The following is a 23,493-nucleotide window of genomic DNA, read 5'->3' as shown; positions in this document are numbered from 1 at the left end:
CATCTTCCAGGAGGCAATTTCGTGTATCGCACCATTCGCGTCGCGGCCTACGAACCCGACCCGCTCCATGGGCCGTGGCGGGAGGAGATGAGGGTGCTGCGGCTCGGCGAGGAGTTGCACACCGAGCTCACCAGGATGCACACCGAGGCATTCAGGGGCTCCGTCCGCCCCGACCGGCTTCCCGTACGCAGGCTCAACTCCCTGCTTCAGGCGATGGCCCCCGGTGTCATCGCGACCGGCCGCAACGCCGGAACGGACGGCTTCCTGCCGTGGCTCTATGCGCGGGAAGCCGTCCCGCCGGAGGTACTGGCCCCGGTGATCGGCGCCTGGGCGGCGGGCATGTACCGGGAAGAGGACGATACCGAAGACGCCGATCTGGAGGACAGACTCCGCTCCGACGACCCGTCCGAGGCCGTCCAGCTGTCACATTGGGAGTCCGAATCGGTCGACCTCGCCGAGACCGTGACCTCGGCGGGAGGAACCGCCGAACCCGCCGCGCGGCTCTACAGCCTGCTGCCCGAGTGGGTCGCCTTCCGGCTGGCCGCCCGGACGTTCCGCACCGGGGGCACCACTCTCCACTTCCGAGTCGAGAGCTCGGGCAACGGTGCGCGACTCGTCTCCTGGCCGCCTCAGCGGTACGAGCGACGCGGGCAGACCTGGTACTACTCGGCCTGCCTCAACATCACCGTCCACACCGTGCCGTTTGCCGCACGGTTTCGCGTCCATGTGTCCACCCAGGTACGCCGGTGGGCCACCCGGCTTGCCCTACGCCCCCACGAGTTCGGCGGCACGACCGTCCTGCTCGATGCCCCTCTGCCGTGGCCGGGAGGGCCGGACCGGGGCCACCGGCTGATGGTGAACACCCTCGGCTACGACTGGCGTCTGAAGGAACTGGCCTGGCGCCATCACAGCCCCGCACCGCTCGTGCCCGGACTGGACATCGTACGCAACTACCCCCAGCCCGCCGCGCTCTTCACCCATCCGGAACGCTGGATCAACGGGTCCGGGAACGTGGCCGCCGGCATTGTCTACCACCCGTCGATCGGCCCGCACGAGGTCGGACCCGGGCTGATGCCACGGGAGCGGTCGGATCTGGACGCCTGGGTCGAGGAAGGGTTGCGCCCCATGCTGACCCGGGTCCCCGATCTCACGCGGGTGACCCGAAATAACACCCCCTCGCTGCTGCCCCGTTCGAGTGCCGGGGGTGGGCCGGGCGTCCGGGACGCGCAGCTGGCCTTGCAGCGGCGGGCGGCGCTGGCACGCGTACTGAACGGCCGCCCCATGGAGATCGACGTCTTCTGGCAGTCCCCAGAGACCCGCGCCGCACTGCTGGCGGAACTGCCGAAGCTCATCGGCTTCCCTCCCGGGGAGAGGGTGGGGCCGGCCGACGACGACACCTGGCGGTGGCGGGGCGAGGGGATCGAGATTCGCGTACGAGCCCGGCCCGCGGGGGCCCTGGCCGACGCCCTGCCGGTCTCCCGGGAGCGCAGGCGCCCCAGGGCCGTCCGGCTGGCTGAAGCCATCGAAGGGCGCTGCCGGCTCGTGGCGGATCGGATGGTGCCGCGACCCGACGGGGCCGGTGTCGTGATCGCGGAGATTGCCGGCAAGGAGCGCTTCGCTGCCGTTCCCGACTCCGACCCCAAGCACGCTCTACGCATCGCCTGGGCGCGGCAGGGCCGGCTGAGCCAGTTCGTCAACCTGCCCGACGACACTGACAGTGGCCTGGAGCACCGGGCCAAGTGGACCTGGCTGGACGCCTTCAGACAGCTCGGCGCGATCAGCCCGCCCGCCCACCGGGTGGGAGCCGGAATTCCCGGCGACCTCCAGTACGCGGCGCTCTGGCTCGTACGCCACACGAGGAAGGGGCCCACGCGGTGCCCCGTCCGCCGGCTGGTCGCGGTGAGGGTCCGCCCCGGGGACGGACCGGGCGACATCGAGGGGTGGGACGCCGAGCGCGCCGAATGGGTGCCATATCCGCAGCTGTTGCTGCTGCTCTCCCAGGCAGTGGAACCCGTGGCGGAGGCGGGAGAGGTGGCGAATGCGGAAGGTCCTGGCGATGGCGCTACCGCCCGAGGAGGGCCCCGGCCCGCTGCCCGCGCAGGCGTGGAGCAGCACAGACAGCGGGAGACCGAGCGGCAGATCCGCGCGCTGCTCTTCCAGCTCCGCGACCGCCCGACGCTTCTGCTGGCGGACGCCGGCAATCTGCGCCAATGCTGGCCCGGACTGCGCAACGGCGAATTGCACCGCGACATGCTTGGCTTCGGTACCGAACCCGCCCAGCGCCACACACTCTACGGCGACGACCTGCGGGTGGTGCTCGTACGGGATGCCAACGCCCGGGAGGAAGTGGCGGGATGGTACGCCCACGACGCCAAGGACAGGGTCGGCTTCGCCGAGGGCGTGTGGGGGACGGCGGAGACGGAGAGCCGTGTCTTCGCGAGTACTGCCTCGACCCCGCACACGGCGGCGAAACTACCGAAGGGACTCATGAAGCTGGCGCCCACGGCACAGGGCCGGACAGCACCCGGGAAGACCGCCTGGAACCCCGGGCAGCTGGAGATCACCGTGCTCAGCTGCCTCTCGGAGAAGGCGCTGGCGGACTCGGGGCGTGAAGGGGACCAGCCCGACCGGCCGGCGGAGTGGGCGACGCTCACGCACCAGCTGCGCTACCACGACGACTACCCGCCGCTCGCCCGGCCCCTCCCGCTGCACCTGGCACGGCTCACCGGTGAGTACGTGCTTCCGGTGGCTGGAACGAAGGAGGAGGGGAGCATGTCACCCGCTCCGTGAGCAAGGCGTCGCCTGCATGGGGCGTCCCAATGATCGACGCTGACAATAATCGTTGTTCCCTCGGGTGCGTGCCAAAGGCTGAACCAGACCACGGTTGACGGCGTCTGGTGCACTCCTTGCTGGGACCACCGCGCGCCATTGTTCTCTCCGCCGTGACGCTCGATTGACGCTCTGCGCGCCTCGTGACTCCCAGACGGAGATGAGAGATTGCACCTGACCTGCGGATTTCTCTGAACTCACCCGGGTGACATGCTTCCGATGACGCACCATGTGGAGTGCGTGGCGATCCTGAAGCGTGCAGAAAAGGTTCGCTGAGAGCAACGGCGAGATCTCGCCCCCGTGTGACAACTGGCACAGGGGTTCAGGCGTGCTGCGCATGACGACACCGATGTAGCGTGGGCGCTCACGGGGAGATGCCGCCTGGCCCGCTCCTGAGCCTACGAGCCGGACAAAGGCGATCCGGCCGCGATACCTGTGGTCCGGGTCGGCACTCATGGTGCTGTCTCCGCGGGCTAAGATCACCAGAACCGATTGCGGCCCGACGGGCTTCCCGACGAGGACATGCCCCCACCCGCACGAGTCACTCGTGCCCTGGGGGAACCATCTCGTGTCCATGCTCCTGCTGAAGCTGTCAGCGCAGGATCTGCTCACTCTGAATTCGCGTCGTCGAATGGTGCCGCACCTCGCCGCTCGCTGGCGGTACTTCCGGGGGGCCGATGTTTCGGGGACCGAGCGGGCTGCGTGGGCCGAGAGCCTGGTGAGTATCGCGAAGGACCTCGTTGCCGCGGGACGCGGAAATGTGGAGATGATCGTCGAGTGCGCTGCCACGGTCGACGAGTCGAACCGCTCTGATGATCCCCAGCTCATCGATGTGATTCTGGTGGGCCGTCATCCGGTGGAGAACGTGCCATCGGTGCAGTTGGTCGAGTTGAAGCGCTGGTCGACCGTGACCAGGGTGGAACAGGCTACCGCGGATCTGGTGCATGTGCCGGGCATGGAAGACAGCAAGAAACATCCTGCGTTGCAATTGCGGGAATATTACCAGGCGTTCACGAGTTCCAGGGGGCCGTTCCAGGGACTCGACTTCGCTTGTGGCGGCTTCGCCTATATGCACAACGCTACGCAAGAATCCGTGCGCCCCCTGCTTGAGGTGGACGCGCCGACAGGATCCTACGCCCATGTGTACACGGGCGACCGGCGCGCACAATTGCTGTCCGACCTCCGGAAGCACTTCGCCGGGGAAGGCGCCGCCTCTGTGGCCGAGACGATGCTGCGGAGCATGGGCCTGCACAATACTCCTCTGCTCGACGCCATGATCCGGTCCCGTGGAGCCGACACCGTTTTCACTTTGCGCGGGCGGCAGAAGGAGGTCGCCGACCAGGTCATGGAGACGGCTTCCAAGGTCCTCCCGGCCCCCCTGTCCCCCACCTGGATACCGGACGAGCGACGTGTGGTCTTCCTGGTGACCGGTGGCGCCGGAACCGGGAAGAGCGCGATCGGCCTGCAGATCAAGGCGGAGTTGGAGGCCCAAGGCCGCACGGTCAACTACGCCAGCGGCAGCAGGGCCTTCAATGGCGCGCTCCAAGAGCATGTTGGCTATGGGGACCGAGAGTTCAAGGAGACGTTCACCTACTTCAGCAACTTTGTCACTCCACCGGATCCGCCTCCGGACGTGCTGATCTGCGACGAGGCACACCGTCTTCGCGATCGTTCGACCAATCGCTTCTGGAAACCTGAGGACTGGGGTACCGGTCCTCAGGTGGACGAGCTTCTCGCGGCGTCTCGCCTGACTGTGTTCTTCCTGGACGAGGGGCAGTCCGTACGACCGAACGAGGTCGGCACCGTCGGTCTTATCGAGGAGGCCGCTGGGAGGCATGACGCCCGACTCGTCCGCTACGGACTCCGCGAACAGTTCCGGTGCGGTGGCAGCGACGCCTACGTCCGCTGGGTACGCGCGGTGCTCGGCATGACCGACGAAGTACCTGAGCTGTGGACACCGGACGGGCTGATGCACATCGAGGTGGCGGATACCCCGGAGGAACTCGAACGGATCATCCGTGCTGAAGCGCTGGCCGGCGCGTCCGCACGCATGGTCGCCGGCTACTGCTGGCCGTGGACGAAGCCGCTCGGCGTGGAGAGACGGCTGGAGGCGGACGTTCGTATCGGCGGCTGGCACCGGCCGTGGAATGCTGACAGCGAGAGTTTCTGCAAGGACGGGGTGCCCCCGTCAAGGATCTGGTCCGTGCATGAGAACGGACTCGGGCAGATCGGCTGCGTGTACACAGCACAGGGCCTTGAATGGGACTGGTGCGGTGTGATCATGGGCGAGGACATGGTGCGCCGCGATGGCCGGTGGGTCTTCCGCCGGGGCAAGGAACGCAAGGATCCGGAGTCGGGTGTCAAGTATGTTGCTCAACACGGCTCGTTCGACCCGAAGGTGAAGTCCGGAAGCGTCGATGACGAGGAATTCGCCAGGCTTGTCCGCCAGGCGTACAACGTGCTGATGACCCGGGCCAGCCGTGCGACGGTGCTCTACTCCACGGATGAGGAGACCCGGGCCTACCTCAAGAAACTCGTCGGTGAGGTGGAGATCCACGGGTTGCGTCCCACCTGGGGGAACTTGCCGGCGGAGGCACGCAGCCCGCATTTGCCCCGGCCCAGCAGAGGAGGACGTGGCCGAAAGGGCAGGAAGTCGCGTGGATCGCAGAAATCTGATCTGCGGCTCTTTTGAGGGAAGGTGACATGGAAGTGGAGTGGCGGACTCGCCGGGCCCGCCACTTGCCTGCATCAGAAGAGCAGGCTCGCAATCGACGTCAAGGTCGTCACCAGAAGGTTGGAGACGACTCCGACAGCGATCTCGTTCAGGACCTCGCGGATCCGTTCACGACGCGCAGGCTTGTGCTCGACCGGGGTCATGACCACTCCAAAGCAGTGAGATTGGAATGGCAGGGGGATGCCCTACCGGGCATCCACGCTCACGTCGTGTATCACCACACGGCGGGCACAACCATTCCTCACTCGCGGCCGTTGAAGCACGTGTTGGACCACAGCCCGTACCCTCCGGGAAGGTGCGCAGCGCAACGATGGTACCTCGTGAGCCGGATTCATGAGATGTGACTTTCAAGGGTGGCTCAATGGTGCGAACGCGCTGCCGCCCATGGGACGTTGGAAGCCATCGGTGTCTACAGCGTCGGAGAGATCAGAGAGCGGAGCTTCTCGCGAGTCTCCGTATCCGTCGAATAGATGATCGTCCCAATCATGCCCCGGGTGAGCAGCACCTTGTAGGTGTTGCGGATGAGGCGGTCGACGTCTTCGTCCGGCGTCGCCTTGGTGAAGGCGGGGTCCTTCGACGCGGTGCGGTCGACCACCCAGCAGTCGGTCCGCCAGACCAGGTCTGGACCCATGATCACGCCCGACCAGTCGTACTCGAAGCCCTGCGCGGTGTAGACACAGCCGACCTGCCCGAACCCGGCGGGGTCGGTGGCCCAGAGCGGCGCGGGAGGCGCGCCGAGGAGGGCGCGGTCGCCGTAGAGGTTCCACGGCCTTGCCCAGTCGCCGATGACCACGTCGGTAGGCAGGGCGGACATGGTCGGAGTGATTTTCGTCGTCCACCTCCAGCAGTAGCCGGCGGACATCCGGGCGCCGTAGTTCTCGGCCCGTCGTGAGGCGAGGAAGTCTTCCAGCTCCTGCGGGCTGTCGGCAGTCAGTAGTCGCACCTTGCCGTCCGGCTCCCACGCGGCAGGTCCATCGCCCTTCAGCCCCAGCAGGCTGGTCACCCAGCTCAGGTAAGCGTCACTGCCGCCGCACCGGAACTGGCTGTCCAGCTCCACCACCGTGCACTCCAGTCCCTGTTCGGCGGCGGCCTCCCGGATCTGATCCACTGTGCCCATTTCACCGGGACGCACCACTTGGTGCTGGTCCAGCAGGAATACCGGTACGCGGGCGGCGTCCATCAGCTCTGCCACCTGCCGGCGGCCGGTACGCAGCGCAGCCTTGGTGTACCGGTTAGCGGAAGCCTTGCGGAGACGGTGTGCCTCGTCGCAGATGAGCACGTCGAGATCGTTGGGCTCGGCCTCCATGAAGCTGTTGAAATAGCGGAAGAGCTTCTGGACCTCGGGCTTCCGGGCACCAGCGACCTTGCGTATCGTCTTCGTGAACGACTGCGAACCGGTGGCGTGCAGGGTAGGGACCCCACGCCGGTATAGATCGCCCAGCAGAGACAGGGCGATCACGCTCTTGCCGGAGCCTGGACCTCCAGCCACCACGCCGACCTGCTTGTGGTTGGCCCGCCGGGCCTGGCGGACTGCCGACATCACCGTCTCGTAGGCGAGCCGCTGCTCGTCCAGCAGGACGAACTGTTCCCGGTTGCGGACCTCTTCGGCGGCAACGGTCATTAGCTGCTTCGACGGCCGGACCTTGCCTTGCATCAGCGCGTCGGCCGCCTCGGCTCCCGGCTTCTCCGCCAGTCGGGAACGCAGGTAGCCCAGGAAGGCGCCGCGCTGCTCGCCGGTGAACATCCGGCCCCGGTCGTCCTCCATGACGGCGCGCAGCCCCGCCACCCCGAACTCGGTCGCATTGTGCAGGTAGGCCACGCCTGCGACCGACTCGGGGAGCCGCTCCAGCGCTCCGTTGAACGAGACCAGGTAGTCGCAGTAGCCGCGTACTTGCTCGATCGGATTGAGGACCGGCTCCGGGTAGGCGGGTACGCGGCACCGCAGTGGATCGTCCCCCTCCGGGGAAGCTTCGCTCCACTGCTTCAGCTCGACCACCACGTACGACGGCTCACCGGTGGCCGGATGCACGCCGGCCAGTATCACGTCCGCGCGCTTGCTGGTCAGCGGCAGTCCGTACTCCAGAAGTATCTCGACCTCGCCGAGTCCGGCTTCCACGAGCGCGTTGGTCAGCGCTGGGATGCTCCGCTCCCAGGAGCGCACTTCCGACGGCTGGGGCCGATGGCGGTGCTTGTGCAGGAAGTTCTCGGTCAGGAGTTCCGCCAGCCGTCCCTCGAGGTGAGTGCGGTTGGCCAACGACGCCGCGGACTCACGGAACAGCAAGAAAATGCCCCCAGGCAACACGAAGTAACTCGTGCGGGTGGGGGCATGTCCTTCGGTTCCGCGGAAGCGGAGCGGAAGCCCGTCGGGCCGCTGAGATGGTCTTTACCATTCTAGGGCAGGGCGTGGATCATGTATGAGGAGCGCGGGTCTCGATGCTGCCAGGCAGCCTGCGAGGCCTGGCGGCACCGAGCCTTCGGTTAGGCGGCCGGCCGGAGTGCCAGGGCTCCGAGTGCCCAGTGGTTGAGGCGGCGGCATACCGTACGCGAGATCGAGACGGCGGCGGAGTGGTCTGCCTGGGCCGTGTTGCGGGGGCATGGCCGGCGGCCTCGCGAGCGGCGGCGGTCCGGAGCAGCGGTGCGATCACGTCGCCGTCCTCCAGTTCCAGGATCAGCTGGGCGATGCGTCCGCCGAGAGTGATCAAGTCCTTGATGAACCGCTCCAGATACTGGATGAGGCGGTCCTTGTAGGCGAGGAAGACCTCCTCCTCGACATCGTGGAGGTCGATGGTGCGCTGCAGGGAGCCCATGAAGGCCCGGGCGTTCTCGGCGAGGGCCGCGAACCGGCTGGTCAGCGCGTCGAGTGCGAGATAGGTCTTGGCCGGGTCGGGTTCTTTCTCGGCTCCCAGGACGAGGAGGGCGCGCAGTTGGGTGACGATGTCGTGCAACGCGACGGCTTGAAGCGCGCCCCGCCGGCCGAGCGCCTCGTCGTATGCGGAAAGCGCCTCCTCCGCTGCCTCTCCCGCCTGGGTGAGCTGATAGACGAACCGCTTGCGGTAGAAGTCCTCGACGGCGGTGACGCGGGCCGTATCGGGATCGGCGCGCAGATTTCCCCATTCGACGAGGCTGTCAAGTGCCTTGACCACGACGTCGAGCTCGGCCGGACGCTCAGCGGCGGGCAGGGCGGCATGCACGTCCTCGGGGCGCAGGTGCACCGCGAAGCGCTCCTTGGCGGTGAGGAACGTTCGTATAGTCCGCCGGCAGAGGGCGGAGTTGGGGGCCGTGAGGTGAGCGAAGGGGGCGTATCCGGTCGGGGCTGGGGGGGGCGGGTGTCGGGGTCACCGCCCGGTCATTCTGTCCGATGAGTCGTGGCATGGATGTGCAATGCCGGGAATCTCACAGGCGACACAGGCAACGCTGGCAGTGGTCTATTCCGGGCAGGGCCGACTCGCACTGCACGCCGCAACTGTTCGCATTGACCCTCTCCGGGAGGAACGTTTCTCCACAGGGTGAAGCATGTTCGATTCAGGTGGGCCTATCGTCTGTGCTCCTTCCGACCCGAGAGGGAGCGAATCATGGACGCTCTACGGCACATCGCCGCCGGCCTGGTGCTGGACCTCGCCGCCGTCTGTCTGCTGGCCTTCGCGATCTACTATCCGCGGCACCGTCGCCGTGACCTCGTACCGGCCTACCTGGCCCTGAACACCGGGCTGTTCACCGTCGTCGCGGCCCTGGCGGCGGTGGGCGGCAGAGGGGCGGCCGGGCTCGGGTTCGGGCTCTTCGGGGTGTTGTCGATCGTGCGGCTGCGCTCGGACGCGGTGCAGCAGGAGGACGTCGCGTACTACTTCACCACGCTCGTCCTCGGCCTTGTCTGCGCGCTGCCGGATGTGACGCTTCCGGTGAAGGCCGGGCTGAGCGCGGTACTGCTCCTCGTGCTCTGGGCTGCCGACAGCCAGTGGCTTCTGGCCCGCTCGCGCCGCGCCGTCGTCACTCTCGACCGGGTGCACCGTGACCCCCTCGCACTCCGGGCCGACCTCGCCGGGCGACTGGGCGAACCGCTGCGGTGGACCGTCATGGAGGTGGACTACGTCCGCGACCTGATGGTCGTCGACGTCCGGTACCGCGAGCCCGACCCGGACGAGGGCGTGCACTTCGGTGCGGAGGTACTGACCGGGCTCCGAGTCGCGCCCGCCTGCGAGCCGGTGTGAGCGCCGACATGGCAGGTCCGGGGACAGCCACCATGACGGCCGTACGAGCTGTCGCGCGGGTCGCGGAGGACGCCGCACCCATCTCCCTCGCCGAAGTGAACGAACGGGCCCAGCTGCTGACCCGATTCGACCGCAAGTACCTCGTTCCCGCATCGGTCTTCCTGAGTGTGGCCGGTCGTCTGACGGATTCCCGGTGGCCGGGTGGCCCCTTCCGGGTGCTCGCCATCGGCGGGCGTCGAGCCTTCCGCTATCACTCCGTCTACTACGACACCCTCGAACTCCGTTCCTTCCACGACCACCGCCAGGGCCGCCGGCTCCGTTTCAAGATCCGTGAGCGGGTGTACGAGGACTCGGGGGAGCGGCAATTCGAGGTCAAACTCAAGGGAGGACGCGGTGATACGGTCAAGCGCCGTCGCGCTCTGACCGGCGCAGACACCCCGCTCGACGCCCGATGCCGCGCGTATCTCGCCGAGACCCTGCGGCGGGCCCACGGCGTCGACGCGCCCATGATCCTGTGCCCTTCCATCACCACGGACTATCTGCGCACGACCCTGGTGGCCGACGGCGAACGCGTCACCTGCGACGTGGGTCTGGTCTGTGGCGACCCGCGCACGGGACGGGCCGTACACGGTGACGCAGCGCTCGTCCTCGTCGAGACGAAATCGGCAGGCCATCTCAGTGACGTCGACCGGTTGTTGCACGCCCATGGGGTGCGCCCGGCCGTCTTTACCAAGTACTGCGGAGCCTTGGCGGCTCTCCGTCCCACCCTCCCGGCGAACCGCTGGCGACGGGCGGTCCGGCGGGTGTTCGGGGAGGCGGAATGACGTGGAGGGCGACGGTAGCCATGGGGAGCGTCAGTGCTGTACGGGGCGTCTCTAGGTCAGCGGCCGGTACGCCGTCAGCGTCACCGACAGTGTGACCTCGTACGGCTCCGGAAGCGCCGCGATCCGTGCTGCCAAGCCCTCGCCGTCACGGTGCCAGGCGTTGGGGCCCATGCCGACCAGCTGGGCCAGGGCGTGGTGGTCGAGCGTCATGGTCGTCGTCAGGGCGCGCGAGGTCGTGGTCGAGAAGTGCGGGGCGAGCTGGTCGGAGAGGCGTTCTTCCTTGCGCTCGTCCACGCGCATCAGGCCCAGGGTGTCGATCAGCTCCTGGAGGTGGTCCGGGCGGGGGGTGACGACCAGGAGGGCGCCCTGCGGGTGGAGGACCCGGCGGAGTTCCGGGCCGTTGCGCGGGGCGAAGGTGTTGACGACGAGGGCGGCGGAGGCGTCCAGCAGCGGCAGCGCCTGCCAGGCGTCGGCCACCACGGCGCCGATGCGCGCGTGCGCCTTGGCGGCGCGGCGGGCGGCGAACTTCGAGATGTCGAGGAGGATTCCCTCGGCCTCGGGGAAGGCGTCCATGACATGGGACTGGTAGTAGCCCGTGCCGCCGCCGATGTCGACCACGCAACCCGCGGCCGGAGAGGCCGACGAGTCGGCCGTGTCACGTGCCAGGGAGACCAGCGCGTCGGCGATGGGGGCGTAGTGGCCGGCGCCCAGGAATTCCGCGCGGGCGTCGACCATCTCCCTGGTGTCGGCGCTGTATTTGACAGCACCCGGGAGCAGGTTCACATAGCCCTGCTTCGCCACATCGAAGGCGTGGCCGTTCGAGCAGACCAGCGCACGGCCCTTCGCGGCCAGGGGAGCGGTGCAGTGGGGGCAGCGCAGGTACCGCACAATATGGTTCAACATCGCGTACCGATCGTACCGTTATGGGTGATGTATCAGGCCCGGGGAGCCCGGGGGCGCAGCCCGGCGAGGGCCATGTCGACGAGTCTGTCGGCGAATTCGTGCGTCAGCGGCTGGCCTCGCAGCAGCCAGCGCTGGGAGAAGGGGCCGAGGATCAGCTCCGCGGCCAGACGCGGGTCGACGTCCTCGGCGACTTCCCCCGCGTCCTGTGCGGCGCGGATCCGGTCGACGTAGGCCTGCGTGCCCGGTTCCATCACCTTGCTCGTGAAACCGGCGGAGACCTCGGCGTCGTTCACCATGGCCACGTAGAGCGCGCGGTACGGGGCCTGGAACGCGGGGTCGTTGAATTCGTCGACCGTCGCCCGCAGCACGGCCTTGAGGTCCGTCGCGAGGTCGCCGGTGTCGGGCAGCATGCCCTCGCCGGCCTCCATGGTCTCGGTGAAGGCGTCGAGCAGGACGGCCCCCTTGGACGGCCACCAGCGGTAGATCGTCTGCTTGCCGACGCCGGCGCGTGCCGCGATCCCCTCGATCGTCAGCTTGTCGTAGCCGGTCTCGCCCACGAGGGAGAGGGCGGCCTCGCAGATCGCCTGGCGTGAGCGCTGGCTGCGGCGGGCGGCGTCGGGTGCTGTCTTGTCGGGCATGACACGGGAGTGTAGCGAGTGATCGAGGCGATACGTATCGTTTCGTCGATGGCGTGCCGAAGAGTCCACCCCCGGGCCGATCGGCCCCTTCGGGGCGCGTGTCATTGGGCCTAACGGGGGTTTTTATCCCTAGAATCGCGGGATGTACATACCCAGCACGTTCCCCGGAGGGGTGATCCGGTGAACCGGTCCGAGGCCACCGATGAGCAGTGGGAGGGGCTTGCCCAGGTCGTCCCGCTGAGGGGCCACCAGGCATGGCCGTCCTGGCCCGACCACCGGGCCCTGCCCGAGGAGGAGCCCGCGGAGAAACAGCGACGGCTCGTCGTGCTCCGGGTGCAGATCTTCGCGGACGCCCGCGAGGTCGCCGAGCATCTGATCGCTCGCGTTCCGGTGCTGCTCGACCTCACGAGCGCCGACACCGATGTGGCCAAGCGCATCCTCGACTTCTCCAGCGGTGTCGTCTTCGGGCTGGGCAGTGCCATGCACCGAGTCGACACCAATGTCTTCCTGCTGGCCCCCGAAGGGACCGAGGTGGCCTCCGGGTACCCCGATCGTAGGAAGAATGATCAGATGAAACGGTTTGGCTGACGAAGTGCCGCCTACGGTCCTCAGGCATGGACGCCGCCAATCCGCACCAGCGCCCCGTCGTCACCGAACTGCGGGTTTCCGCTTTCAAGTCGCACCGTAACGCTGTCTTCGCCCTCGGCCCGCTGACCCTGTTCAGGGGCGGCAGCGGCAGTGGCAAGTCCAGCGCCCTGGAGGCGTACGAGACCCTCGCCCGGCTCGCGGGCGGTGACACCCTCGACGAGGCGCTCGCCCCGGTGGCCGGCGGCGCCCAGGCGTGCGTACCGCAGCAGGCCAGGCCCGACGCCCAGGGGAGACGGGGCTTCCGGATCGGGTGCACGGTGGAGGGGCCGATGGGCCCGGTTCTGCTCGACGTGGCCGTTCAGGCCGAGCCCGAACTGCGCGTGGTCGGCGAACGGCTGACGGGGGCGGGGCTGACGCTGCTCTCCACGGCGCTGCGCGACCCGGGGCTGCCGAGGGTCGAGGCCGCCTGGCACACGGCGGGTTCCGTGCCCGTCACCCGCGCGCCCCTGCCCGATGACCGGCTGGGCACGGCGCTGCTGCCGTTGCGGGTCGCGGGGAAGACCGCCGGGCAGCGGATGGTCCTCGACGCGGCCGAACAAGTGGTGATCGCCCTGCGCTCGGTCTTCCCCTGCGACCCCCGGCCCGAGCTGATGCGCGCACCGGTCGCCGCGCGTGACGGGCGGCTGCGGGGCGCGTGCGACAACGTTGCCGCGGTCCTGGGGCGCACCCGCAACGAGTGCGTCATCCGGCATGCCCTGCTGGTCACGGCTGCGGCTGCGGGATGCCGCGGCCCGGTCGACGGACTTTCCGTGGAGGGCCTCGACGGCGGGTTCGTACGGGCCGTCCTGGCGCGGCAGGCCGGGGCGACCACCCCGCTGGAACGGCTGGGGGACGGCGAACTGCGCTATCTGGCGCTGTGCCTGGTGCTGCTCACGGGGCCCGGGGTGCTGGCGGTGGACCCGGTGGGCGAGGTACTGCAGGCACGGCAGGTGCTCACGGTCCTGGCGGACGGCCTCGACCGGTGCCTCGACGCGCGACAGGCCCGGGAGCTGCTGGGGCTGGCGGCGCGGATGTGCGAGCGGGGGCACATCAGACTGGTGGGGACGGTACGGGGAACAGCGGCGGAAGTGGCCGACGAGGTGGCCGGGGCGTCGATGGTAGACCTGGGGGCGTGAGCGAACACCCTGAACATCAGGAACACCCTGAGGAAGACCGCCGCGACCGCCGCGACCGCGACACCCGTAATTGCGGCGCCCACCACGAGCCCGCCGCCCCGGCGGGACTCGACGTCCGGGCGTTGCAGGACCGGCTGGCGGCCTTCGCCGCGGCACGCGACTGGCAACGGTTCCACACCCCCAAGAACCTGGTCGCGGCGCTCAGCGTCGAGGCGTCCGAACTGGTCGAGATCTTCCAGTGGCTGACGCCGGAGCAATCGGCCCGGGTGATGGAGGAACCCTCGACGGCCGCGCGGGTCGAGGACGAGGTCGCGGACGTTCTGGCCTACCTGCTCCAGTTCTGCGAGGTGCTGGGGATCGACGCCCTGGCAGCGCTTTCGGCGAAGATCGACCGAAATGAGCGGCGATTTCCGGCACCGAAGGGGGTCGGCGGCGACGTCGACAATCAAGAGGGTCGTCACTCTCCGGAGTGATTGAGTTATCCACACCGCATTTGGTATCCACAGATTTCTGAATTCCCCTGGCTTTTCCGGCGGTTAGTCATCACTCTGGGTAGTGAGAGCGGGCAGACGGGAAACATGGGGGACGGTCATGGAGGCAGTGCGGCTCATCGTGGCCACTCGGCACGCCCTGGCGCAGGCCAGGGAGGTGCGGGACATCGTCGCGGAGGCATGGCAGGCACAGGCGCTGGCCGAGGCCATCGGCAGCCATGTCGCCCTGCACGGACCCTTCGAGGCGCGCGCGGCGGCCCTCGGCCTCAGCGAGGCCGGGGCCCGGGCCTCCGGAGCGCTGCGCCAGACCGCGCTGCGGTCCGGAGGTCTACGGGCGGCGCAGCTCGCCGAAGTGCGCGACCCCTGGGCGGCGTTGACGGACCTCGGCGAGCTCCTGGGCGAGGTCGGCATCGCGCTGGTGGGCGTCGCCGGCGCCTGCGAGGAGGACGCCGTCTACTGGCAGTGCATAGAGGCGATCGACGCCGCCGACGAGACCAGCGACAGGATCGGAGGGCTACTCAGACGGCTCGCCCTGCGGACGCGAGGCGGTGCGGCATGAGGGGCCCGGGGGTGTGGAGGTCAGTCCTTGCCGGTGCCGCCCCTGGGCGAGGCGGGCTCGGCGGGCTCCTCGGGCTCGTCCTCGGCTCGTCGCTCCGACGACTGAAGGTCGGCGTCGAGCTGCGTCAGATCGGCGTTGAGCGCCGCCATCAGCTCCTCCATTTGTTGCAGCAGGCCCTTGGGTGCGCCCTGCTGTGGGGAAGCGGCCTGGGTGGGCATGGCCTCGTCGGGCGCGGCTTCCTGGGTCATGGTGGCCTCCTCGGCCCTCGCCCTCCCCGTGCGGTCGGGCGGCGTTGCGATCGTCGCCTCCGGCAGTGGGCACCGGTGCGCGGGCCGGGCGGTCCGGCTCCGCCCGAGCCAACGATCAGCTGGACACGGCGGACACTGGCGGAGGCGCCGTGGGCCGTCCGGCACGGGGGAATTTCACCCGGCCGGAGTGAGTAGGGGAAGGCGTGAGGCGGCCTGTTGACGTCTGTTCGAGCAAGTGGGACGGAGGTGTGCGGAGGGAGGCGTGATAGTGGTGGGGAGAGGCCCGCCCAGCGCTGGAGGAACACCCTTGATGTCCGCCTCTGATACACCGCCCGGCATGCCGTCCGATGCCTTGCCTGTCACGTCGTCTGACGCGTTGCCTGTCACATCGCCCGACGTGTCTGACGTGCCCGACGCGTCTGATGTGCCGGACGCGCTGACTGTCGCACCGCTCGCGGCCGCGCTCGCTCGCGGGCCGCTCGTCCTGGACGGCGGGCTGTCCAATCAGCTGGTGGCCCAGGGCTGTGACCTGACCGACGAGCTGTGGTCGGCGCGGCTGCTCGCCGATGAGCCCGCGCAGATCGAGGCCGCGCACACGGCCTATGTCCGGGCGGGTGCCCGGGTGCTCATCACGGCCAGCTATCAGGCGACCTTCGAAGGGTTCGCGAAAAGGGGCGTGGGGAGGGAGGAGACGGCCGCGTTGCTGCGGCGGAGTGCGGAGCTGGCGCGCCGGGCGGCCGCGCGGGCTGAGAGGGAGGTCTGGGTCGCCGCGTCCGTCGGGCCGTACGGGGCGATGCTCGCGGACGGCAGCGAGTACAAGGGGCGGTACGGGCTGAGCGTCGCGGAGTTGGAGCGGTTCCACCGGCCGCGGATCGAGGCACTGGCCGGGGCCGGGCCGGATGCGCTGGCGCTGGAGACCGTGCCGGATGTGGACGAGGCGCGGGCGCTGCTGCGGGCAGTACGGGGCTGTGGGGTGCCGGTGTGGCTGTCGTACAGCATCGAGGGTGGGGCCACCAGGGCGGGGCAGCCGCTGGCGGAGGCGTTCGCGGTGGCCGCCGGGAACGATCAGGTGATCGCCGTCGGGGTCAACTGCTGTGCGCCGGGCGATGCGGACCGGGCGGTGGAGATCGCCGCGCGGGTGACGGGGAAACCGGTCGTGGTCTATCCGAACAGTGGGGAGGGATGGGATGCGCGAGCAAGGGACTGGCGGGGGAGTGCGACATTCGATCCCGCGCGGGTCGCGGTCTGGCGGGCCGCAGGGGCCCGGCTCATCGGCGGCTGTTGCCGCGTTGGCCCGGAACGGATCGCGGAGCTGGCCGCGCTGCTGGAAAACCAGTAGGAATCCGGCGAGTCGGACCCGGATAATCGGCCGTGTGTTCCTGACGATCAGTACTTCCGGCGACGCCGAGAACCCCGCGACCGACCTCGGATTCCTGCTGCACAAGCACCCCGACAAGGCGCAGCGGTTCTCCACCTCCCATGGCACCGCGCATGTCCTCTACCCCGAGGCCGGCGTGGAGCGCTGCACGGCGGCGCTGCTGCTCGAGGTCGATCCGGTGGCGCTCGTCCGGCGCGGCAAGGGCCGGGGCAGGGGTGGCGCTCCCGACTCGGCGCTGGCGCAGTATGTCAACGACCGGCCCTATGCGGCCTCCTCGCTGCTGGCCGTGGCGATCGGCAGCGTGTTCTCCAGTGCCATCAAGGGTCAGTGCGCGGCCCGGCCCGAACTGCCGAGTCAGGTACGGCCGTTGCGCATCGAGATCCCGGCGCTGCCCGCCCGGGGTGGTGCCGCGCTCGTGGAGCGGCTCTTCGCACCGCTGGGCTGGACGGTGGACGCCCGTCCGGTGGCACTGGACGAGCGGTTCCCCGAGTGGGGCGACTCGCGCTATGTGTCGCTGGCGCTGGAAGGGGAGCTGAGGCTGGTCGAGGCGCTGCGGCAGCTGTATGTGCTGCTGCCGGTGCTGGACGACGCCAAGCACTACTGGGTCGCGCCCGACGAGGTGGAGAAGCTGCTGCGCTTCGGCGAGGGCTGGCTGGAAAACCACCCCGAGCAGCGACTGATCACCAGCCGCTATCTCTCCCGCCGCTGGGGCCTCACCCGTGACGCTCTCGACCGCCTGGCGCTGGCCCGGCTGGCAGAGACCGACGACACCGAGGCCGAGGTGCTGGACAATGCGGTCGACGAGACGGCGGACACCGAGGAGCGGCCCGTACCGCTGGCGGTGCAGCGCCGTGCGGCGATCCTTGACGTACTGCGCCGGTCCGGGGCGTCCCGGGTGCTCGACCTCGGCTGCGGCCAGGGACAGCTGGTGGGGGAGCTGCTGAAGGACGTCCGTTTCACCGAGATCGTGGGCGTCGATGTGTCGATACGCGCGCTGAAGGAGGCCTCGCGGCGGCTGCGCCTGGACCGGATGCCGGAGCGGCAGGCGGCCCGTGTGGCACTGCTCCAGGGCTCCCTGGCCTACACCGACCGCAGGCTCGCCGGTTATGACGCCGCCGTGCTCAGCGAGGTCATCGAGCACCTGGACCTGCCGAGGCTGCCCGCCCTGGAGTACGCGGTGTTCGGCGCGGCCCGCCCGGCGACGGTCATCGTGACGACGCCCAATGTGGAGTACAACGTCCGCTGGGAGACCCTGCCGGCCGGGCACGTCCGCCACGCGGACCACCGCTTCGAGTGGACCCGGAAGGAGTTCCGGGCCTGGGCCGAGCGGGTCGCCGAGCGCCATGGGTACGCGGTGGAGTTCCTGCCCGTGGGCCCCGACGACCCCGAGGTGGGGCCGCCGACGCAGATGGCCGCGTTCCACAGGAACGACGCGAGCGAGGGCGCGGACGCGAAGGGCAAGACGTACAAGGGCAAGAACAACGATGTGAACGACGTTAATGGTGTGAGTGACAAACCGCGCGGCACCGACGAGAGCGCGAAGGAGGCGAGGACTGCATGACCGAGAACCGCACAACGGAGAGCCGTACCACGGAAGAGGGCACGGCCGAGGAGCGCATGGCTGAGGGCCGGGTGAGCCTGGCCGTTCCCGACCTGTCGCTCGTGGTCCTCGTCGGGGCCACCGGATCCGGCAAGTCCACCTTCGCCGCACGGCACTTCAAGCCGACCGAGGTCGTCTCCAGCGACTTCTGCCGAGGCCTGGTCAGCGACGACGAGAACGACCAGAGCGCCAGCAAGGACGCCTTCGACGTCCTGCACTACATCGTCGGCAAGCGCCTCGCGGCCGGCAGGCTGACCGTCGTCGACGCCACCAACGTCCAGCCCGAGGCCCGTAAACAGCTCGTCGCCCTGGCACGGGAGCACGATGTGCTGCCCGTCGCGATCGTCCTCGACATCCCCGAGGACGTCTGCGCCGCGCGCAACGCCACCCGGCCCGACCGGGCCGCCCTGACCCGTCGCGTCATCCAGCGACACCAGCGCGAGCTCCGGCGCTCCCTGCGACACCTGGAGCGCGAGGGCTTCCGCAAGGTGCACGTCCTGCGCGGCACGGCCGGGACGGACTCCGCCGAGATCGTGCGCGAACGCCGCTTCAACGACCTGCGGCACATCACCGGCCCGTTCGACATCGTCGGTGACATCCACGGCTGCCGCTCCGAGCTGGAGAGCCTGCTGATCCGGCTGGGCTACGACCTCGTGCGCGACGACGCCGGCCGTCCCGTGGACGCCGCGCACCCCGAGGGGCGTACCGCCGTCTTCGTCGGCGACCTCGTCGACCGGGGCCCCGACAGCCCCGGTGTGCTGCGCCTGGTGATGGGCATGGTCGCCGCCGGGCACGCCCTGTGCGTCCCCGGCAACCACGAGAACAAGCTCGGCCGCTTCCTCGGCGGCCGTCAGGTCAAGGTCGCGCACGGCCTCGCCGAGACGATCGAGCAGCTCGAGCGGGAGGCGGAGCGGGACCCGGAGTTCCGGGAGCGGGTGCGGGAGTTCATCGGCGAGCTCGTCAGCCATTACGTTCTCGACGGCGGCGCGCTGGTCGTCTGCCACGCGGGGCTGCCCGAGAAGTACCACGGCCGCACCTCCGGCCGGGTCCGCTCGCACGCGCTGTACGGCGACACGACGGGCGAGACCGATGAGTTCGGCCTGCCCGTGCGCTACCCATGGGCGGAGGACTACCGCGGCCGGGCCGCCGTGGTCTACGGCCACACCCCGACCCCCACGGCCACCTGGCTCAACAACACCATCTGCCTGGACACCGGTGCCGTCTTCGGCGGAAAGCTGACCGCGCTGCGCTGGCCCGAGCGCGAGCTCGTGGACGTGCCGGCCGAGCGCGTCTGGTACGAGCCGCTGCGGCCGCTGATCGGCGAGGCGCCCGGCGGCGCCGACGGCCGCCCGCTGGACCTCGCCGACGTCACCGGCCGCCGCGTCGTGGAGACCCGGCACCTGGGCAAGGTGGCGGTCAAGGAGGAGAACGCGGCGGCGGCCCTGGAGGTCATGAGCCGCTTCGCGGTCGAGCCCCGCCGGCTGGTCTACCTGCCGCCGACCATGGCCCCCTGCGCCACCTCCAAGGAGGAGGGCTACCTGGAGCACCCGGCGGAGGCCTTCGCCGCCTACCGCACCGACGGTGTGCGCCAGGTGGTGTGCGAGGAGAAGCACATGGGCTCCCGGGCCGTGGTTCTGGTCTGCCGTGACGCGGACACGGCCCGTGAGCGCTTCGGGCTGCCCGAGGGCGTGCCCGGCGCGGTGTACACCCGCACGGGCCGGCCGTTCTTCGACGACACCGAGGTGGCCACCCGTCTCCTGGAACGGCTGGGCCGCTGCGTGGCGGGCGCCGGGCTGTGGGAGGAGCTGACCACGGACTGGCTGCTGCTGGACGCCGAGCTGATGCCCTGGTCCCTCAAGGCCCAGGGGCTGCTGCGCAACCAGTACGCGGCCGTGGGCGCGGCCTCCGGCGTGGTCTTCCCGGGTGCGCTCGCGGCCCTGGAGTCCGCCGCAGCGCGGGGGCTGGACGTCGCCGAACTGCTCGGCCGGCAGCGTGAGCGGGCCGAGGACGCCGAGGCCTTCACGGAGGCGTACCGCCGCTACTGCTGGACCGTCGGCTCGGCCGCCGGCACCGACGGCCGGGCCGACGGGGACGAGGGCGGGGACGGGCTGGACGGGATCCGGCTGGCGCCGTTCCAGATCCTGGCCGCCGAGGGCCGCAACCTGGCCACGGTCCCGCACGACGAGCAGCTCGCGATGATCGACCGGATCGTGGCACAGGACGCGGGCGCCTCCGCCGGGCTGCTCGCTCCCACCCGCCGCATCGTCGTCGACACCGGGGACGAGACGTCCGTCGCCGAGGGCACCCGCTGGTGGCTCGACCTCACCGCGGCCGGTGGTGAGGGCATGGTCGTCAAGCCGCTCCAGGCGTATGTGCGCGGGGAGGACGGCAGACTCGTCCAGCCGGGCATCAAGTGCCGGGGCCGCGAGTATCTGCGGATCATCTACGGGCCCGAGTACACCCGCCCGGAGAATCTGGCGCGGCTGCGCATACGCCACCTCGGCCACAAGCGGTCACTCGCCCTGCGCGAGTACGCGCTGGGCCTGGAGGCGCTGGACCGGCTGGCGGCCGGGGAGCCGCTGTGGCGGGTCCACGAGGCGGTCTTCGCCGTTCTCGCACTGGAGTCCGAGCCGGTGGATCCGCGGCTCTAGCGCGCGTCGCCTCCGGCGGTTTCGCGGTCCGGGTGGTCCGGTCACCTGCGGGCCGGTGGGGGCTGGTCGCGCCCACGCGGCGGTAGCCGCATATCGACACGGCCCCGCGCCCCTTACGGGGCGCGGTAGCGCGTCGGCCGCCTCCCCCCGGTCGTGATCACTTGGCACTCCGTGCCCCGGTCGCCGAGTGAACGTGGCGGGTTGGGGTCAGGATGGGGGAATGGGATTCCATGTCGATTCCGAGGCCGGGCGGCTGCGCCGCGTCATTCTGCACCGCCCCGACCTGGAGCTGAAGCGGCTCACGCCCTCCAATAAGAATGCTCTTCTCTTCGACGACGTGCTCTGGGTCCGCCGCGCCCGCGCCGAGCACGACGGCTTCGCGGATGTCCTCCGTGAGCGCGGAGTGGAGGTGCATCTCTTCCAGGACCTGCTGGAGGAGAGCCTGCGGTCACCGGCGGCCCGGGGGCTGGTGCTGGACCGGGTCTTCGACGAGAAGGAGTACGGCCCCCTCGCCACCGACCATCTGCGGGCCGCCTTCGACGGGATGCCGGCCGCCGAGCTGACCTCTTGGCTCGTCGGAGGGATGACCAAGCGGGAGTTCCTGGAGCGGCACGCCGAGCCTGTCTCCATCCGCTTCCACGCCATGGACCTGGACGACTTCCTCCTCAATCCGTTGCCCAACCACCTCTTCACCCGCGACACCTCGGCCTGGATCTACGACGGGGTGAGCATCAACGCCATGCGCTGGCCCGCCCGTTGGCACGAGACCGTGCACTACGAGGCGGTCTACCGTCACCATCCGCTCTTCGCCCCGGGCGGCTTCCACGTCTGGTGCGATGGGCAGGTGGCCTACCCCTCCACCATCGAGGGCGGCGATGTGCTGGTCATCGGCGAGGGTGCCGTCCTCATCGGGATGAGTGAGCGGACCACCCCGCAGGCCGTGGAGATGCTGGCCAGAGGCCTTTTCGCGGCCGGGTCGGCCCGTACGATCGTGGCGCTGGACATGCCCAAGCGGCGGGCGTTCATGCACCTGGACACCGTGATGACCATGGTGGACGGCGACACCTTCACCCAGTACGCGGGCCTGGGCATGCTCCGCTCGTACACGATCGAGCCCGGCGTCGGCGAGAGCGAGCTCAAGGTCACCGACCACCCGCCGGAGCATATGCACCGCGCCATCGCCGCTGCCCTGGGCCTCGACTCCATCAGGGTGCTGACCGCCAGGCAGGACGTCCACGCGGCCGAGCGCGAGCAGTGGGACGACGGCTGCAACGTCCTGGCGATAGAGCCGGGCGTCGTGGTCGCCTACGAGCGCAACGCGACGACCAACACATATCTGCGCAAGCACGGTATCGAGGTCATCACCATCCCGGGCAGCGAGCTGGGCCGGGGCCGGGGCGGGCCGCGCTGTATGAGCTGCCCGGTCGAGCGGGACCCGGTGCCGGGAGCCTAGCCTTTTGAACTGGGCCGCAGCCCTCTAGGCGAGTGTATAAGAATGTGGCAGGCTGTATATACTTCCGATTTTCGCTACAGCCGCTGACGACGTAGGAGCCCATGCCATGGCGACAGACCTCAAGGGCCGCCATCTCCTCAAGGAGACGGACCTCACCGCCGAGGAGTTCCACGGCCTGATCGAACTGGCCGCGGAGCTCAAGGCCGCCAAGCGCACGGGCTCCGAGGAGCGCCGTCTCCAGGGCCGTAACATCGCGCTCGTCTTCGAGAAGACCTCCACCCGGACCCGCTGTGCCTTCGAGGTGGCCGCCGCCGACCAGGGCGCTCGCACCACCTACCTCGATCCGGCGGGTTCCCAGATCGGCCACAAGGAGTCCGTCCGGGACACCGCACGGGTGCTCGGCAGGATGTTCGACGCCATCCAGTACCGGGGTCATGGTCAGGATGTCGTCGAGGAGCTCGGCGCCCACGCCGGGGTGCCCGTCTACAACGGCCTCACCGACGAGTGGCACCCCACCCAGATGCTGGCCGACGTGCTCACCATGACCGAGCACACCTCCAAGCCGCTGGAGCGCGTCGCCTACGCCTACCTCGGCGACGCCCGCTACAACATGGGCAACTCCTACCTCGTCACCGGCGCCCTCCTCGGTATGGACGTCCGGATCGTGGCGCCCAAGGAGCTGTGGCCCGCCCAGGAGATCATCGAGGAGGCCGGGCGGCTGGCAGCGGCCAGCGGCGCCCGGATCACGCTCACGGACGACGTCGCCGAGGGCGTGCACGGCGCGGACTTCGTCGCCACCGACGTCTGGGTGTCGATGGGCGAGCCCAAGGAGGTCTGGGACGCCCGTATCGCCCTCCTCGCGCCGTACGCGGTCACCATGGACGTTCTGCGCGCGACCGGCAACCCCGCCGTGAAGTTCCTGCACTGCCTGCCCGCCTTCCACGACCTCGGCACCTCGATCAGCCGTGAGATCCACGAGCGTCACGGCCTGACCTCGCTGGAGGTGACCGACGAGGTCTTCGAGTCCGCCCACTCGGTCGTCTTCGATCAGGCCGAGAACCGCATGCACACCATCAAGGCCCTGATGGTGGCGACCCTGGGCCGCTGACCCCGCCCATCGCGACCGCTTTCGCCTCACCGTCACGAGTGCGCGACAGAGCTTCAAGCCGCCCCAAGCCCTATCGCGCACTCGTGACGACAGTCACACAACGGTGATA

18 protein-coding genes and 1 pseudogene are annotated in these 23,493 nt (G+C 69.4%); 13 read left to right on the top strand and 6 right to left on the bottom strand.

Annotation, left to right across the window (positions count from 1 at the left end; all coding sequences use genetic code 11):
* Positions 1 to 21: 21 nt before the first annotated feature.
* Both RM609_RS13975 and RM609_RS13970 read left to right on the top strand, forming a co-directional pair.
* Positions 22 to 2,790: a pPIWI_RE module domain-containing protein gene (locus RM609_RS13975; RefSeq protein WP_311610870.1), complete on the top strand. Its 2,769-nt coding sequence runs from the start codon at positions 22 to 24 to the stop codon at positions 2,788 to 2,790.
* A 613-nt stretch (positions 2,791 to 3,403) separates the two neighbouring features.
* Positions 3,404 to 5,521: a DUF2075 domain-containing protein gene (locus tag RM609_RS13970; protein ID WP_311611075.1), complete on the top strand. Its 2,118-nt coding sequence runs from the start codon at positions 3,404 to 3,406 to the stop codon at positions 5,519 to 5,521.
* A 56-nt stretch (positions 5,522 to 5,577) separates the two neighbouring features.
* Here RM609_RS13970 and RM609_RS13965 read toward each other — a convergent pair whose 3' ends face one another.
* The 3 genes and pseudogenes from RM609_RS13965 to RM609_RS13955 form a co-directional block, all read right to left on the bottom strand.
* Positions 5,578 to 5,706 (bottom strand): DUF6408 family protein, encoded by a 129-nt coding sequence (locus tag RM609_RS13965; RefSeq protein ID WP_311610867.1) that lies wholly within the window; start codon positions 5,704 to 5,706, stop codon positions 5,578 to 5,580.
* 266 nt (positions 5,707 to 5,972) lie between these two features.
* A complete protein-coding gene (locus RM609_RS13960; RefSeq protein WP_311610866.1) occupies positions 5,973 to 7,844 on the bottom strand; it encodes a DNA/RNA helicase domain-containing protein in 1,872 nt (623 codons plus the stop codon).
* A 127-nt stretch (positions 7,845 to 7,971) separates the two neighbouring features.
* A pseudogene (locus RM609_RS13955) lies at positions 7,972 to 8,847 on the bottom strand (TIGR02677 family protein); the annotation flags it as partial.
* A 288-nt stretch (positions 8,848 to 9,135) separates the two neighbouring features.
* Between RM609_RS13955 and RM609_RS13950 the strand changes: the two are divergent.
* Together RM609_RS13950 and RM609_RS13945 are read left to right on the top strand one after the other, a co-directional pair.
* On the top strand, positions 9,136 to 9,768 hold the full coding sequence (locus tag RM609_RS13950; protein WP_311610864.1) for a DUF4956 domain-containing protein: 633 nt from the start codon (positions 9,136 to 9,138) through the stop codon (positions 9,766 to 9,768).
* A 32-nt stretch (positions 9,769 to 9,800) separates the two neighbouring features.
* The gene (locus RM609_RS13945) at positions 9,801 to 10,592 is read left to right on the top strand and encodes a polyphosphate polymerase domain-containing protein (RefSeq protein ID WP_311610862.1); all 792 of its coding nucleotides are present in this window, start codon (positions 9,801 to 9,803) and stop codon (positions 10,590 to 10,592) included.
* 51 nt (positions 10,593 to 10,643) lie between these two features.
* On the opposite strand, the gene RM609_RS13940 is transcribed toward RM609_RS13945, so the two are convergent.
* Positions 10,644 to 11,495, bottom strand: a complete 852-nt coding sequence (locus tag RM609_RS13940; RefSeq protein WP_311610860.1) for a putative RNA methyltransferase — start codon at positions 11,493 to 11,495, stop codon at positions 10,644 to 10,646.
* Between the two features lie 32 nt (positions 11,496 to 11,527).
* Complete coding sequence (locus RM609_RS13935) at positions 11,528 to 12,133, bottom strand: TetR/AcrR family transcriptional regulator (RefSeq protein WP_311610859.1); 606 nt, start codon at positions 12,131 to 12,133, stop codon at positions 11,528 to 11,530.
* Between the two features lie 180 nt (positions 12,134 to 12,313).
* Here RM609_RS13935 and RM609_RS13930 point away from each other — a divergent pair, with 180 nt between their 5' ends.
* The 4 genes from RM609_RS13930 (at position 12,314) to RM609_RS13915 (ending at position 14,946) form a co-directional block, all read left to right on the top strand.
* On the top strand, positions 12,314 to 12,721 hold the full coding sequence (locus RM609_RS13930; RefSeq protein WP_311610857.1) for a cell division protein SepF: 408 nt from the start codon (positions 12,314 to 12,316) through the stop codon (positions 12,719 to 12,721).
* Positions 12,722 to 12,747: 26 nt separating this feature from the next.
* Positions 12,748 to 13,896: an AAA family ATPase gene (locus RM609_RS13925; protein WP_311610855.1), complete on the top strand. Its 1,149-nt coding sequence runs from the start codon at positions 12,748 to 12,750 to the stop codon at positions 13,894 to 13,896.
* Positions 13,897 to 14,018: 122 nt separating this feature from the next.
* Complete coding sequence (locus tag RM609_RS13920) at positions 14,019 to 14,369, top strand: nucleotide pyrophosphohydrolase (protein ID WP_311611073.1); 351 nt, start codon at positions 14,019 to 14,021, stop codon at positions 14,367 to 14,369.
* Between the two features lie 118 nt (positions 14,370 to 14,487).
* Positions 14,488 to 14,946: a DUF6099 family protein gene (locus RM609_RS13915; protein WP_311610853.1), complete on the top strand. Its 459-nt coding sequence runs from the start codon at positions 14,488 to 14,490 to the stop codon at positions 14,944 to 14,946.
* 20 nt (positions 14,947 to 14,966) lie between these two features.
* On the opposite strand, the gene RM609_RS13910 is transcribed toward RM609_RS13915, so the two are convergent.
* On the bottom strand, positions 14,967 to 15,194 hold the full coding sequence (locus RM609_RS13910) for a hypothetical protein (RefSeq protein WP_438828431.1): 228 nt from the start codon (positions 15,192 to 15,194) through the stop codon (positions 14,967 to 14,969).
* A gap of 406 nt (positions 15,195 to 15,600) precedes the next feature.
* Between RM609_RS13910 and mmuM the strand changes: the two genes are divergently transcribed.
* From mmuM to argF, 5 genes are all read left to right on the top strand, one after another.
* Positions 15,601 to 16,533 carry a homocysteine S-methyltransferase gene (gene mmuM, locus RM609_RS13905; protein ID WP_438828430.1) on the top strand — a complete coding sequence of 311 codons (933 nt, stop codon included), beginning with the start codon at positions 15,601 to 15,603 and terminating at the stop codon, positions 16,531 to 16,533.
* A 34-nt stretch (positions 16,534 to 16,567) separates the two neighbouring features.
* Positions 16,568 to 18,133: a 3' terminal RNA ribose 2'-O-methyltransferase Hen1 gene (locus RM609_RS13900; RefSeq protein WP_311610851.1), complete on the top strand. Its 1,566-nt coding sequence runs from the start codon at positions 16,568 to 16,570 to the stop codon at positions 18,131 to 18,133.
* 56 nt (positions 18,134 to 18,189) lie between these two features.
* On the top strand, positions 18,190 to 20,823 hold the full coding sequence (locus tag RM609_RS13895; protein ID WP_311611067.1) for a polynucleotide kinase-phosphatase: 2,634 nt from the start codon (positions 18,190 to 18,192) through the stop codon (positions 20,821 to 20,823).
* A 220-nt stretch (positions 20,824 to 21,043) separates the two neighbouring features.
* Positions 21,044 to 22,276 (top strand): arginine deiminase, encoded by a 1,233-nt coding sequence (locus RM609_RS13890; RefSeq protein ID WP_311610850.1) that lies wholly within the window; start codon positions 21,044 to 21,046, stop codon positions 22,274 to 22,276.
* A gap of 106 nt (positions 22,277 to 22,382) precedes the next feature.
* Positions 22,383 to 23,384, top strand: coding sequence for an ornithine carbamoyltransferase (gene argF / locus RM609_RS13885; protein ID WP_311610849.1), 1,002 nt, complete (start codon positions 22,383 to 22,385; stop codon positions 23,382 to 23,384).
* Positions 23,385 to 23,493: the final 109 nt, after the last annotated feature.

Origin of the sequence: Streptomyces hesseae (assembly GCF_031845785.1) — a bacterium.
GTDB classification, from domain to species: domain Bacteria; phylum Actinomycetota; class Actinomycetes; order Streptomycetales; family Streptomycetaceae; genus Streptomyces; species Streptomyces hesseae.
Note: the sequence above shows the minus strand (reverse complement) of the source record. Positions and strands in the feature narration are given on the sequence as shown.